The organism is Staphylococcus sp. HMSC036D05 (genome assembly GCF_001836225.1).
In the GTDB taxonomy this organism is placed as follows: Bacteria; Bacillota; Bacilli; order Staphylococcales; family Staphylococcaceae; genus Staphylococcus; species Staphylococcus caprae.
In genome coordinates this window covers 47,136-61,839 of the sequence record NZ_KV827783.1, presented here as the reverse complement: position 1 = coordinate 61,839, position 14,704 = coordinate 47,136, and the positions used below count along the sequence as shown (strand labels likewise).

Genomic DNA, 14,704 nt, shown 5'->3' with positions numbered 1-14,704 from the left:
GAATTCTGTATCACTCCCAAGCCATGCCCGTGGCAAGGGAGCTAAACAATACGAAGTATTAGTTTCCCTACTTAATCGTTTAATAAGGTTTTCTACAGTCTAAATAATATACTTTTATTGTTATGAAAACAGGCATTGCCTCACTACGTGCGAAGCAATGCCTGTTTTTTCTTTAATTAAATTTATAACTTCTCATGAGCGTATAGCATAGACCTTTTACCAAATAAAAGTTGCGTCAGGCGTAAGCTAATGTTTGGCCATCTTCTTCTCACCTGGTTTAACAAAGCACATTGCTACAATACTAATGATTGAAGCGACAACTGCTGAGATAAACATCGTTGAATAACCATGTGTTGCAACGAGATAACCCGTTAATGTTGGTGCAATCACAGTAGCGGTATTAACAAAGAAGTGTGTAATCCCTCCATATGTGCCTGTCTTATTTGGTGCTGTATCAATAATGACTGCCCAATAAACAGCGTTTGGTAGGAAGATAAATGCGTTACCGAGCATCATCAGTATCATGACAGCGACAATACTATGTGTGAATGGAATAATTAAGAAACAGATTGCCGCACAAATCATGCCTGCAATTGAAAAATATGATCGTGCGATTCTTAAACTACCCGTCTTTTTACGGAGCCAATCGGACATTTGACCGCCGAAATAGGCAGTAAAACATGCGCCAATCCATGGAATCATTCCTAGATACCATAATGAATGGATTTGAAAATGATATTCATCTTGGAGATACTTTGGTGTCCAAGTCAAAATGAGAAAGTTCACGTACTGGAATCCAAAGTAGCCAATCATATTCCCGACAAGTGTTGGACTTTTGAAAAAATGATACCATTTTTCACTTGCGTCTTCTGTTTCTACTGTTTTCTCGACATTTAGACTATCTTCCGTGGATCGGATTTCGTCCAACTCTTCTTCTGAAACCTTTTTATTATCTTCTGGATAATCTGTAAAAACCTTTGCCCAAATCATAACCCAGACTAGACCGAGAATCCCTAATAAAACAAAGAGTATACGCCAGTTCGCTACTGTTAGGAAACCTGACACAATTGGTGCAGTAATGAGTGCGCCTAATGGAACACCAATTAATCCTAAGGCTGATAATACGCCACGTTCTTTTGGCGCTGCCCAGTTAGCATTTGTTTTACTAATTGTTGAAAAGATTGGTCCTTCTGAGATACCGAAAAGTACGCGCAGTAAACCAAAACCTGCAAGTGCTGAACCTCCAAATACAGCTATACCGAGTTCGCCCGCAAATGCCATAGCAATTTCAACGATTGACCATGCTGCGCCCGCTAAAATCCAAACAAATTTGGGTCCTTTTTTATCTGCTGTAATTCCACCTAGTAATGAACCAAACATATAACCGTAACCGAAGTAGCCTAGGATAGATCCCCAAGCAATATTGTCAAAGCCAAATTCCTTTATGATATCTTCTTGTGCATAAGAAATTGCGCCACGATCGATGTAGTTAATCATTGTCATAATAACAATCATCGTAATAATAAAATATCGATAACGTTTCATTGTATCCCCCACCCCTTTATTTGAAACATCTCTTCCGTGTAAGTCTATCATAAAAATGTGTGTAAGCGCTAACAATATTTTAAATTTTCTGACTGTTAGGTTAGTTTGATTACATGCAAATCGTTGATATTAGTAGGGTTAATCAATTTTTCTATTTTTTTATTTTTAGTTCATTTTATATTTAAAGATTTTATTATGTTACAATATTTGTAAAATAAATTTAAACTTAAGAGGTATTGAATGTTTTATTTTGTAGGAAATAATATAGGTCAAAAAATAACTGGTATAGAAAAAGCTATTATTAATCGTTTAAATCTTTTTAAAGAATATCATTATTCAGCAAAAATTGTTCTACTAGCATGGAATCGTTATTTAACAGATACGGCTTCAAATTATATAACTAATGAAGATTACATTAATATGTATGATTATTTCCAAGAAGCAACAAATGTGATGTCTATATTTAGTAAAAATTGGTTACATTATTGGGAAGAAGAATGTGGCTATACAGTTAGAGATGTGCACCAAGCGAACGATGTGCGGGTGTATGATGGTGAAAACTTTATTATGTACGCTCATTTTAGTGATGACACACTACGAAAAATTGATTATATCAACTATTTTGATACATCTCGTAGAAAAATTAAACGAGAACTCTATGATACGCGCGGATTTTTAAGTTGTACAAGAATTTTATCAACAGATCAAAAAATACAATCAGAGTTTTATTATTCTCCAAGTGGCGAAGTAAAAATTGAAAAGTACTTTGATATCGATTCAAATGAACCTAATGTAGCAAAGAAAATACTATTGAATTACTGTGAAAGAGTCTTATTTTTCAATAATGACAATGAATTAGGTGCATTTTTCATAGAAAAATTATATCAAAATGGCGATGTATTCTTTAGTGATAGAAATTTAATTACATCACATGTTTTCAATTCAGTATCAAACACTATTCCTGTAGTCGCTGTTTTACATAGTACGCATGTCAAAGATATCAGCGATTTAGAACACTCTCGTATAAAAAATGTGTATAAAGGTGTGTTCGACCATTTAGGGCGTTATCGTGCAATCGTTGTTTCGACACAACAACAAAAAGAAGATGTGAGCCATAGAATTCGTGATATGATTCCTGTTTATGCGATTCCTGTAGGCTTTTCAGAGGAGGCAACTGAGTCTAACTTCGGTTATCAGAATCAAAAATTAATATCAGTGGCGAGATATTCTCCTGAAAAACAATTAGAACAACAGGTTCGACTTGTAAATAAATTAAAAGAAGAATTCCCTCATATTGAATTACATTTATATGGATTTGGTGCTGAAGAAAGAAAACTAAAAGATTTAATTCAAGAATATCATTTAAATAATCATGTATTCCTAAGAGGTTTTATTAATGATTTGACTGACGAGTTCAAGACAGCATATGTAAGTTTAGTAACAAGTAATATGGAAGGTTTTTCATTAGCGTTATTAGAATCACAATCACATGGTGTACCTACGATTAGCTATGATATTAAATATGGGCCAAGCGAATTAATTATCAATGATTATAACGGATTACTCGTTAATTTTAATGATGAGAATCAGCTATATGAAAAGGTTAGAAATTTACTTTTAAATCCTGAATTACAAAAAATGTATTCCAAAAACAGTATTGAAACGTCACAAAATTATAGTAAAAACGCCATTATAAAAAGATGGGAACAGCTATTAAGTTTATTTAACTAGTTGTATTGGACAGGCGGCTAAGGCATTATTTATTGTCTTAGCCTTCTTTAACATATGGGCAGTAGAGGGCTAAATTATGTTTCTATCCCCCCCTTTTTTAGAGGGATACTATTTGGAAATTTATGTTACAAAAAACACTGCCAACAAAAGCAAAAGCTTTGTCGACAGTGTATGAGGAACCTCTAGGAAATAGCGATTGTAATAAATAGAGGAACCGTTCGCTATGATACGCTTTATTTCAAATGTTCATATGGACTATTATTTACAAATGAGACGATTTGGTCTACGAATAATTTTGCACGTAATTGGAATTCATTATCCTCTAAATATAATGTACCATCGTCCAATTTAGCATAATCTGAATCATGTGTAGCAATCTGCGTTGGTACGGCAATACCTAATAAACTACGTACAATCACTCTTAAATGAGATAAAGGCTCTGAGCTTACTATGCCTCCACTATTACCAATTAGACCTACGGGTTTCATTTTAAAGTAATCCATGTTGAGATGGTCGAGTGCATTTTTAAGAATGCCAGAATATGAACCATGATAATTAGGCGTTCCTAGAATGAAGAAATCAGCATTCATAGCCTTCTCTTGAAGATCTTTCACATTCTTCTTAATTTCATCAACCGCTTGAGTTGTACCTGAAAAGTCTAATTGATGAATAGGTGTTTCAGCTAAATCGAATATTTCAACATCCACCCCGTGTTCGTCTAATTGACCTGTAAGGTATTTAGCTAACGCGTTCGTATGTGAACCTACTCTAGCACTACCTACTATAATTAATCCTTTCATTATTTACACCTCTTGTTTATGATAATTGATTTTCATCTTTTAAAAATTTCATAATTGCTTTACCGACGCCACTATTTTCATTTGAATCAGTGACATACTTAGCCACAGCTTTCACTTCTGGTGCAGCATTATCCATGGCTACAGGGTAGCCTACTCTTTCTAGCATCGAAATATCATTTAAGTTATCTCCGAGTGCCATGACATTGTCTAAGTCAATACCAAGTTGTTTAGCAATGGTCGCTAAGGCAATCCCTTTTTGCGCATCTGAATGCGTAATTTCTAAATTACCTCTTGAAGAAGAAGAAACGGCAAGATTAGGTGATTTGGCTAGTTCTTGACCTACAAGATCAATTTTTCCTAAATCAGAATCGAACGCTAAAATTTTCATAATCAATTCGCCAGGGATCTCTTCAATTTTGTCATAGTTATCTACAATTTTTAAAGTTCCATTATCGATACGTTTTTGAATACTATTTTTAATTTTTTCAACATCTGCTTTTTGACCGGCACGTTCAGCGATATCAATATATATTTCTAAATCTCTTTGAGGATCTTCTGTATAAATTCCTCTATTTGTATAGACTTGATAATAAATGTCTTCCTTCTTCAACGTAGTTGTAATCTTATTTACTAAGGAATGATTGAGATGAGACGTGCTCATGATATTGAACGTTTCGTCGCGAACTTCCGCTCCGTTCAGGCAGATATATGGTACTTTCAAATCTGTTTCAGCAACGGGCGTATTCGCTTCGTAAAAGGCACGTCCTGTTGCGATAACGACTGTAATACCGTGTTCTTGCGCAAATTTAATAGCTGCTTGATTTTCTGGAGTAATTTCATGTGCTGCATTAAGTAGCGTTCCATCCATATCTGTTGCAATTAACTTTATCATTCATTGACCTCGTTTCTTCCTGTTTGAAGGTAATATTTATGTTTTATTTTTTGAAAAGGCGAACGTGAATAGTCACCTTTAATTTACACAGTTATTCTAACAAATTTGTGTCATTTTGTATCTTGGCTTGTTTGAGGGCTCTCTTTTGTTGGCGTATATTTTTGAAAAATTCACGTAGCAGTGTGCTGCATTCATTTTCCAAAATACCAGACTCAACTATCGCTCTGTGATTAAATTGCGGCTGTGCTAATAAGTTCATTAAACTCCCTGTACAGCCACCTTTAGGATCAACAGCACCGTAAACGACGCGTGGTATGCGACTCATCACAATTGCACCTGCACACATCACACACGGTTCCAAAGTGACATACAACGTGCAATCTTCTAAACGCCAACTCCCAATCACTTCTGACGCTCGTTCGATAGCAATGTGTTCCGCGTGAGCCGTGGGTTGTTGTAATGTTTCTCTCAAATTATGAGCGCGAGCAATAACATGATTATCTTTCACGATGACAGCGCCAATTGGAACTTCCCCTAGTTCTTGAGCCTTTCTTGCTTCTTTAATTGCTAAACGCATGTAATCATTATCAGTTCTCATATGTGTTGCAATACCTCACTTATGGTACAATACTCAATGTCTATTTTAACATTTGGAGAAGTGAATATGAATAAACCATTTATTGCAATTGAAGGACCTATAGGTGTAGGTAAATCCTCACTTGCACACAAGCTCAGTCAGACGCTTAACTATTATGAAGAACGAGAAATTGTTGACGAAAATCCATTTCTCTCAGATTTTTATGACGATATTGAAAAATGGAGTTTCCAAACTGAAATGTTCTTTCTGTGTAATAGATATAAACAAATTAGAGATCTTGAAGCGTTAGATCAAGGTGTTGTAAGTGATTACCACATACATAAGAATAAAATTTTTGCGAGCAATACGTTAGATGAGAAAGAATTTGATAAATTCAGCCGTATTTATGATATTTTAACTGAGGATCTTGAAATGCCTAATATGATTATCTTTTTAGATGCAGATTTAGATATTTTGAAATCTAGAATAGCCAAACGTAATCGTGACTTCGAACATACAATTGAAGATGATTATTTATTAACATTGAAAAAAGATTATAAAGCCTATTATGAATCTTTAAAAAAGGAAGGCGCAAACGTGATCCTTATTGATACAACCGAGAAAGATTTTGTGGAAAATGATAACGATTATAAAGAAATTTTAGAATTAATAAAACCCATGATTGGAGATAGCAAAGATGAATAATTTTGGCATTCCTCAAAATGCAGTGATTACGATTGCAGGTACTGTAGGTGTAGGTAAATCTACATTAACGCAAGCACTTGCTGACAAATTAAATTTTAAAACTTCTTTTGAAAATGTTGATCATAATCCTTACTTAGATAAATTTTATCACGACTTCGAACGTTGGAGTTTTCACCTACAAATATACTTTTTAGCGGAACGTTTCAAGGAACAAAAACGTATGTTTGAATATGGTGGCGGGTTTGTGCAAGACCGCTCTATCTATGAAGATGTTGATATCTTTGCGAAAATGCACGAAGAACAAGGTACAATGAGTCAGGAAGATTACCATACATACGCAGAATTATTTAATGCTATGGTAATGACACCTTATTTTCCAAAACCAGATGTACTGATTTATTTAGAATGTGATTATGACGAGGTCATTGACCGTATTAAGCAACGTGGTCGTGACATGGAAATCAATACAGAACCAGAATATTGGAAGAAGTTATTTAAACGTTATGAAGATTGGATTAACAATTTCAATGCGTGTCCTGTCGTACGCGTCAATATCAATGAGTATGATATTCATGAAGATTTCGATTCATTAGATCCAATTATTGAGAAAATTGCACACATTATACAGACACATCGAAATGTAGATACAAGATCGTAAAACAACTTAAAACATAGCTCACATCCTATGTTTGACAACCATTTAAATTAAATATACGTTAATATTACAAGTTAATTATTTGCACTAGGGGTGTTTTTTAACTGAGATGGAGACAATCCAAACCCTTTGAACCTGAACTAGTTCGAACTAGCGTAGGAAAGTGTGGACATCAATCTTACCATTAAACTGTTTAAATATTTAATCACTAAGATGCACAACTTTTCTTACGGAAGGGTTGTGCATTTTTTTACCTAATTACAATTATTTTATTGGAGGATTATTATGTCTAAAACAGCAATCGTTACAGGAAGCAGTCGTGGTCTAGGCGCTAAAATCGCTCAAACATTAATTGAGAAAGGTTATAATGTCGTCGTCAATTACAAGCAGAGTAAAGAAAAAGCCGAAGCGTTGATTGAACATATAAGTGATGAAAAAGCCATCGCAATTCAAGCAGATGTCACGTGTCGTGATGAAGTTTACCAAATGATAGAAACAGCTACAGCACACTTTGGAAAGATCGATATTGTGATTAATAATGCGTTAGTTAACTTTAAATTTGATCCTAATCAACAAAAAAGTTTCAAAGATTTATCATGGGATGATTACCAACAACAACTGGACGGCACTTTAAAAGCTGCATTCAATGTCACTCAAAGTGTCATCCCGCAATTTATCAACCAGCAAGGTGGCAGAATTATAAATATCGGCACAAATTTATATCAAAACCCTGTAGTTCCTTATCATGAATATACTACTGCAAAGGCTGGCTTGATAGGATTCACACGTAACATTGCAGCAGAGTTAGGACAATATGGGATTACTGCAAATGTCGTTTCTGGAGGATTATTAAAAACAACAGACGCAAGTGCAGTCACGACACCTGAAGTATTTGATTTAATTGCTCAAACTACACCTTTAAAAAAGGTAACTACACCACAAGATGTAGCAAATATGGTGGCCTATTTGGCATCAGATGAAGCTCGTGGCATCACTGGTCAAAATATTACAGTTGATGGCGGATTAACAATGAATTAATGCCTCAATTTTTCGAGTCATTCTTTATTAAAATAGAGAGACAAAGAGGTGTCATAATTGGAAGAATCTCGTGAACTTAACATAGGTGTTTTACTTTATGGATGTGGACATCATCAAGCAGCATGGCGAATGGATAATTCTTATATAGAACAAATCGGAGACATATCGTACTATCAGCATCTGGCTCAAATTGCTGAAAGAGGATATTTTGATGTTGTATTTTTTGCAGATAATCAAGCTTTTAATGCAAGTGATGATACAACGTTGCCTGCGTTTTGGTTTGACCCTATCATTAATTTAACCACAATTGCTCAAGTGACCTCTCATGTTGGTTTGGTACCCACAATCTCTAGCACCTTTTCAAATCCATTTACAGCAGCACGACAATTACTCAGTCTAGATCATATAACTCAAGGTCGAGTGGGATGGAACTTAGTCACATCAATGACCGATGCAGAAGCTCAAAATCACAGTCTTAAAAAGTTACCAGAAAGACCTGAACGTTATAAAAAAGCGGATGAATTTGCGTCAGTCATGAACCAATTGTTTACATCATGGTCAACATCATCTTTCGTTCCTAACAGACAGGACGATAAAATACTAGAATCTAGCGATATTCAACCATTCAATCATAAAGATGACAACTTTCAAGTACGTGGGCCATTAACAACGCCACAAAGCCCTCAAGGAAAACCAGTATCCATGCAGGCTGGCGCCTCTAAAGAGGGCGTCGCATTAGCTGCAAAATATGCTGATGCTGTTTATTCTGTGTCTTGGAATATTGAACAAGCACGGGCTTACCGTGACAAATTGTCTGATGCCGTTGCTAAAAGTGAAAACCCAAATAGAGCCATCAAAATTTTTCCTGGTTTAGTTACGTACGTGGCAGAGACACACGAGCAAGCAATGGCTAAAAAAGCAGAATTAGATCGTTACCTACCTATTGAAGATGCCTTAAAGCAATTGAGCTTTTTCGTTCAACAAGATTGTTCAAATTGGGAACTGGATCAACCTGTGCCAGACTTACCACCTGTTGAAGCGTTCAAAGGCCCCGTTGGCCGTTATGAAACAGTGCTCGCCATTATTAAAGACAAACAACCTACTGTACGCGAATTACTAGGATATTTGAGCGCGGGTGGTGGCCATCTTACTCTCATAGGCACTCCCGAAGAAATTGTAGATACTATGGAGAAATGGATAGACGAAGGCGTCGCTGATGGTTTTAATCTTATGCCACCTTCTTTACCTTATAGTTTAGAAGATTTTGTGGAATTGATTGTACCTGAATTACAAAAACGTGGACGATTCAGAAGTGCTTATCAAGATGAAACTTTCCGTATGCGTTTAGGATTAGAATAAAGCAAAACGTTATAGCGCAACTAAGATATTTTAAAAAGCGTGGTCTTTTTCTTGAGTCTGTACTGTACCCAAAAGTTGTACTTTGGTTTAGTATAGTGATTCAAGTTCCCACGCTTTTCTATATCAATTTGATTCATTTTTGTACTGATCTAAAATTTGTTTCACATCTTTAGCACTATCAATAATGACATCCGCTTCATGCAATTCTTCTCTTTTAGCAATCCCAGTGAGTACACCAATGCCTAGACCTAGTTTAGCATTAATTGCCGTTTTCATATCGTTGGCTGTATCACCTATAATCGCCACTTGATTAGGTGAAACATCATATGCATCAAATAAGGGTGCCAAGACTTTTGGATTAGGTTTTTCTTCGGCATGTGTTTCTGTAGAGATGATGAGATCGAATAATGATTTCGACTGTGTTTCCTCTAAAAATTGATTCACGCCTTTTTTCGTATCGCTTGTGACAATACCAATTTTATAGCCTTCATTTCTAAGTTCTTGAATTACATCTTGTACGCCTTCAATCCAGTTATTTTCAGGAACTCTCGTATCAACAAGTTCTTGACTTGTATCTCTTGTCCAGTCCGTTGTATCTTGACCCGTCACATCATTAAAAGATTTAATCATATCTCCTAGAGATCCTGAGCCCATCACTGAATCAGGAACAATTTTGTCATCGATAATTCCAAGTTGACGATGCGCAACCTCTTTGTCATGAACTGGAAATGTTTCTAATAGTTTATCAACGAGGCGGACACCAATTTTCTCCCAACTTTTATCAAATTCGATGAGTGTGCCATCTTTATCAAATAATATCCATTCCATCTTTGCTTCTCTCCTGAAAATGATTTTATTAGTTTATACGTTTATTTATTATTGTAATATAGAGACATCGATAATTATAGAAAAGAGGATTGTTATTGAAAAGATGGTATTTAAAAAAGAGCCCTCTCATATGAGAAAGCTCTTTCTGAAAAAGACAAATTAATATTTAGGGACTTCTACTCTCCAGCCGTATTTATCTTCTAATTTGCCACTTTGGATTCCTGTATAAGTATCATAAAGTTTTTGTGTAATTTCACCAGGTTCGTTGTTATTGATAACAATTTCTCTGTCTTCATAGCGAAGTGTACCAACAGGTGAAATAACTGCTGCTGTACCTGAACCAAATACTTCTGTAAGTTCACCTTTATCGTTAGCATTGAATAATTCTTCGATAGAAACTTTACGTTCTTCAACTTCATATCCTAAATCTTCAGCTAATTGGATAATTGATTTTCTAGTGATACCTGGTAAAATACTACCATTTAATGCTGGCGTAACTACTTTTCCATTTTCAACGAAGAAGATGTTCATGCTACCCACTTCTTCAACATATTTCTGCTCAACACCATCTAGCCATAAAACTTGGTCATATCCTAGCTTGTTAGCATTGGTTTGTGCAAGTAAGCTAGCAGCATAGTTACCAGCAACTTTAGCGAATCCTACACCACCGCGAACGGCACGTACATATTCATCTTCAACATAAATTTTTGTTGCTTTCAATGTATCTCCGCCGTAATAAGCGCCTGATGGTGATAAGATAATTAATAATTTATATTGTTGAGACGCGCGTACACCAAGAATACCTTCTGTTGCGAAGACGAACGGACGAATGTATAGAGATTGTCCTTCTCCTTCTGGTACCCAATCACGTTCAACATCAATAAGTTGTTTCAATCCTTCTAGTAAAGCCTCTTCATCTACTTCAGGCATTTCTAAACGTGCTAATGAATTATTAATACGTTTGAAATTTTGGTCTGGACGGAATAAAACGACTTCATCATTATGTTTATATGCTTTAAGACCTTCGAAAACTGCTTGACCATAATGTAAACCTTGCGCAGCTGGTGAAACTTCTAATGGTGCGTAAGGCACAATCTTCATATCATGCCAACCTTTATCTGCGTCATAATCCAGACTTAACATGTAGTCTGTGAAATATTGACCGAAGCCTAAATTGGATGGATCTGGCTTCTCTTTTAAGTTATCTCGTTGTTCAAATTTTACTTTTTCTGACATGATTATTGCCTCCTAATAATTTCTCCCAATCGAATAGTTATATTAGATTATATCAATCGTATATTTACTATTCAATAAGTTTTCTAAATATTCAAAATAAATACCCAAATGTAATTATGTATTCTTAATTAGTTAAACATTACCATACTAAAGTTACAAGTTTCATTATTTATATTATACAAAATACTTGAATAAGAAATTAACTTCGCAACAAATTAAAAAAACCCCTTTTAAAGAATTTTAACTTTAAAAGGAGTAAAAAATAAGTGAACTTCGTTGTAAATAGTGAGTGGTTATTTAGCAACCTTTTCTTTCTCTTCGATAGCCTCAAGCATTACCTTTGTCATTGAAGCTAAATCATACTTAGGATCAAATCCCCATTCGCCTCGAGAACAACTTGTATCAATACTATCTGGCCAAGTTGATGCAATTTGTTGACGGTCTGGATCAACATCATAATCTAATTCAAAGTCTGGATAAAATTCTTGAATCGCATTCTTAACCATTTCAGGTTCAATACTCATTGCACTTAAGTTATATCCATTGCGTGTTTCTAATTTAGCACCATCAGCTTCCATTAATTTAATAATGGCATCGATCGCATCATCCATGTACATCATATCCATGTATGTGTCTTTATCGATATAACTTGTATAACGACCCTCTCTCACTGCTTTAAAGTATATTTCTACTGCATAGTCTGTTGTACCTCCGCCAGGCTCTTTCACATGTGAAATAAGTCCAGGGAATCTTACACTACGAGTGTCTACACCAAACTTAACGAAATAATACTGGCATAATAATTCACCTGCGACTTTATTTACACCATACATCGTTGTAGGCTGTTGAATTGTTACCTGTGGCGTATTGACTTTAGGCGTTGACGCACCAAACGCCCCAATAGAACTTGGTGTAAAGAATTGCAAGTGATATGTACGTGCCGCTTCTAAGGCATTCATTAATCCACCCATATTTAAATCCCATGCAAATAATGGGTTCTTTTCAGCAGTCGCAGATAATAATGCTGCCATATGCATCAATGTATCTGCTTCAAAGTCTTTTACTAATTCAAACATATGATCTTTATCTGTAACATCTAAAATTTCGAACGGTCCATTTTGAACCGGAGAATCGACTTCAGGTTCCCTTATATCAGTAGCCAATACATTTTCAGTACCGTAAATTTCCCTACATTTCACAACTAACTCGGTTCCAATTTGTCCTAATGCGCCTGTAATCATTATCTTTTTCATCACGAAATCTCCCCTTGTTCATTTATAAAAATGCGATGTCCTTCTGGTATGTACATATTCTTAATTTACATCTATATTATATTATAAAAGCGCTTTCTTGTATATGTAGTGAGCACATAATTGTATGAAAATAATATTTGGAGTTATGAAAATTTGGAGTTATAACCATATTAGTTATTGTGCTTTATACTCAGTGATTTTACTTTTTGTTAAATAGGTCTAAATTTAAAGTTAAAAATTTTAATAAAATAATTATCTATTCTTTTTATATGGTAATATTACATTGTAAATCCATTTTTATAAAGGAGGAAAATATGAAGAGAATACTTATTAGTATCATCATTACACTACTCGTTGGTTTAGGTATTGTACCTAACGGAAATGACGCCTTTGCAACCGAACATACTAGTACGAGTCACTCAAATCAAGAGCAGTCTCTAAGTAAACATAAGATATTACATACAAATGATATTCACGGTCGCTTTGTAGAAGAAAAAGGTCGTGTGATAGGCATGCCAAAATTAAAAGGATTAAAAAATAAAGAAAATCCTGATTTAGTTCTAGATTCAGGAGATGCCTTTCAAGGATTACCTGTTTCAAACCATTCAAAAGGTGAAGAAATGGCTGAAGCAATGAATACGGTTGGTTATAATGCCATGGCTATCGGTAACCATGAATTCGACTTTGGCTATAACCAATTATTAAAGTTACAAAGTAAAGTGAAATTTCCGATGCTTTCTTCTAATATTTATAAAAACGGGAAAAGAGTTTTCAAACCTTCCACAGTGATTAAAAGAAACGGCGTACGTTATGGAATTATTGGCGTCACAACTCCAGAAACCAAAATTAAAACTTCTCCAGACGCTGTTAAGAATGTAGAGTTTAAAGATCCTTTAAATAGCGTTAAAAATGCTATGAAACATATTGACGGCAAAGTTGACGTTTATATTGTTTTATCTCACCTTGGTATCGATAAAAATACGAAAGAACAGTGGCGAGGTGATTATTTAACAGATCAATTATCGAAGGACAAATCATTTAAACAACCTATTATTGTATTAGACGGTCATTCTCATACAGCTATTAAACATGGTATGAAATTTCATAATAACATCTTAGCTCAAACTGGGACTGCTTTAGAAAATGTTGGTAAAATTGATTTCACTTTTAACCATGGTAAAGTTTCAGATTTAACAGCGAGTTTGATTAATGTTAAAGACACAAGCAATGTGAAAGCTGACCCAGCTCTTGAGAAACAAGTCAATAAAGCAAATGATGAATTCAAAAAACAAACTTCCACTGTTGTCATTCCTAATAATAAAGTCGAATTAAACGGCGAAAGAAATATAGCTCGCAAACAAGAAACAAATCTAGGCAATTTAATTACGGATGCAATGGAAGATTATGCAACTAAGAACTTTAAACATAAACCTGATTTCGCTATCACAAATGGTGGCGGTATTCGTGCATCAATTTCCAAAGGCAAGGTTACAAAATATGATATTATATCTGTTCTTCCTTTCGGTAATTTAATATCTCAAATTAAAGTTAAAGGTTCAGATGTGAAGAAAGCTTTTGAACATAGCTTAAGTGCACCAACTGAAACTAAGAATGGCAAGAAACAACTCTCATCAAACGGCGGTTTCTTACAGGTTTCTAAATCCATACGCGTTTATTATGATATCAATCAAAAATCTGGTTCAAGAGTGAAAGACATTCAAGTGGTTAATCACGATACTGGAAAGTTTGAAAAATTAGACCCTAATAAGACATATTATGTAGCTACGAATGACTTCACTGCTAATAAAGGTGATGGGTATGATATGTTTGGAGGAAAACGTGAAGAAGGTATTTCGTTAGACGAAGTTGTAGGCAGTTATATCCAAAAACATGATCTAAGTAAATATAATACTACTCATCCTGTAAGAGTGATTAATGGTAAACCAAGCTCAGCTAAGAAATCCACAAGTGATTCTAACCAACATACTCACTCTAAAAATTCAACATCAAAAACAGCACAACCTCATAAGAAGTCAGCATAAAAATAAAGTGACTCTGAGTTGAACCTCTATTCTCAGAGTCACT

Annotated in this window: 13 protein-coding genes and 1 riboswitch; of the genes, 6 read left to right on the top strand and 7 right to left on the bottom strand. The window is 34.9% G+C overall.

What is annotated here, in order from left to right:
* Positions 1-246 precede the first annotated feature (246 nt).
* A complete protein-coding gene (locus HMPREF2580_RS10395) occupies positions 247-1,545 on the bottom strand; it encodes an MFS transporter (protein WP_070832744.1) in 1,299 nt (432 codons plus the stop codon).
* Positions 1,546-1,785: 240 nt separating this feature from the next.
* Here HMPREF2580_RS10395 and HMPREF2580_RS10390 point away from each other — a divergent pair, with 240 nt between their 5' ends.
* Positions 1,786-3,276, top strand: a complete 1,491-nt coding sequence (locus tag HMPREF2580_RS10390; RefSeq protein ID WP_070832741.1) for a glycosyltransferase family 4 protein — start codon at positions 1,786-1,788, stop codon at positions 3,274-3,276.
* Positions 3,277-3,509: 233 nt separating this feature from the next.
* Here the strand turns inward: HMPREF2580_RS10390 and HMPREF2580_RS10385 are convergent, their stop codons facing one another.
* The 3 genes from HMPREF2580_RS10385 to tadA form a co-directional block, all read right to left on the bottom strand.
* Positions 3,510-4,076 carry an NADPH-dependent FMN reductase gene (locus HMPREF2580_RS10385; protein ID WP_002441143.1) on the bottom strand — a complete coding sequence of 189 codons (567 nt, stop codon included), beginning with the start codon at positions 4,074-4,076 and terminating at the stop codon, positions 3,510-3,512.
* Positions 4,077-4,092: 16 nt separating this feature from the next.
* Positions 4,093-4,968, bottom strand: a complete 876-nt coding sequence (locus tag HMPREF2580_RS10380; protein ID WP_070832738.1) for a Cof-type HAD-IIB family hydrolase — start codon at positions 4,966-4,968, stop codon at positions 4,093-4,095.
* Between the two features lie 91 nt (positions 4,969-5,059).
* Complete coding sequence (gene tadA, locus HMPREF2580_RS10375; RefSeq protein ID WP_070832735.1) at positions 5,060-5,566, bottom strand: tRNA adenosine(34) deaminase TadA; 507 nt, start codon at positions 5,564-5,566, stop codon at positions 5,060-5,062.
* Positions 5,567-5,632: 66 nt separating this feature from the next.
* Between tadA and HMPREF2580_RS10370 the strand changes: the two genes are divergently transcribed.
* From HMPREF2580_RS10370 to HMPREF2580_RS10355, 4 genes are all read left to right on the top strand, one after another.
* Complete coding sequence (locus HMPREF2580_RS10370; RefSeq protein WP_044466950.1) at positions 5,633-6,250, top strand: deoxynucleoside kinase; 618 nt, start codon at positions 5,633-5,635, stop codon at positions 6,248-6,250.
* The gene (locus HMPREF2580_RS10365; protein WP_070832732.1) at positions 6,243-6,908 is read left to right on the top strand and encodes a deoxynucleoside kinase; all 666 of its coding nucleotides are present in this window, start codon (positions 6,243-6,245) and stop codon (positions 6,906-6,908) included. The genes HMPREF2580_RS10370 and HMPREF2580_RS10365 overlap by 8 nt, the downstream gene beginning before the upstream one ends.
* 76 nt (positions 6,909-6,984) lie before the next feature.
* Positions 6,985-7,084: riboswitch (TPP riboswitch) on the top strand.
* A gap of 106 nt (positions 7,085-7,190) precedes the next feature.
* Positions 7,191-7,943 carry a 3-oxoacyl-ACP reductase gene (locus HMPREF2580_RS10360; protein WP_070832730.1) on the top strand — a complete coding sequence of 251 codons (753 nt, stop codon included), beginning with the start codon at positions 7,191-7,193 and terminating at the stop codon, positions 7,941-7,943.
* A gap of 57 nt (positions 7,944-8,000) precedes the next feature.
* A complete protein-coding gene (locus HMPREF2580_RS10355) occupies positions 8,001-9,302 on the top strand; it encodes an LLM class flavin-dependent oxidoreductase (protein WP_070832727.1) in 1,302 nt (433 codons plus the stop codon).
* 123 nt (positions 9,303-9,425) lie between these two features.
* On the opposite strand, the gene HMPREF2580_RS10350 is transcribed toward HMPREF2580_RS10355, so the two are convergent.
* The 3 genes from HMPREF2580_RS10350 to HMPREF2580_RS10340 all read right to left on the bottom strand — a co-directional run bounded on the left by HMPREF2580_RS10350 (position 9,426) and on the right by HMPREF2580_RS10340 (position 12,619).
* Entirely contained in the window at positions 9,426-10,130 is a 705-nt protein-coding gene (locus tag HMPREF2580_RS10350) for an HAD family hydrolase (protein ID WP_002441130.1), read from the bottom strand.
* Between the two features lie 159 nt (positions 10,131-10,289).
* Positions 10,290-11,366, bottom strand: coding sequence for a branched-chain amino acid aminotransferase (locus tag HMPREF2580_RS10345; RefSeq protein WP_070832724.1), 1,077 nt, complete (start codon positions 11,364-11,366; stop codon positions 10,290-10,292).
* A 293-nt stretch (positions 11,367-11,659) separates the two neighbouring features.
* Positions 11,660-12,619 (bottom strand): NAD-dependent epimerase/dehydratase family protein, encoded by a 960-nt coding sequence (locus tag HMPREF2580_RS10340; protein WP_044466951.1) that lies wholly within the window; start codon positions 12,617-12,619, stop codon positions 11,660-11,662.
* A 314-nt stretch (positions 12,620-12,933) separates the two neighbouring features.
* Here HMPREF2580_RS10340 and HMPREF2580_RS10335 point away from each other — a divergent pair, with 314 nt between their 5' ends.
* Positions 12,934-14,661 (top strand): 5'-nucleotidase C-terminal domain-containing protein, encoded by a 1,728-nt coding sequence (locus HMPREF2580_RS10335; RefSeq protein WP_070832721.1) that lies wholly within the window; start codon positions 12,934-12,936, stop codon positions 14,659-14,661.
* Positions 14,662-14,704 lie beyond the last annotated feature (43 nt).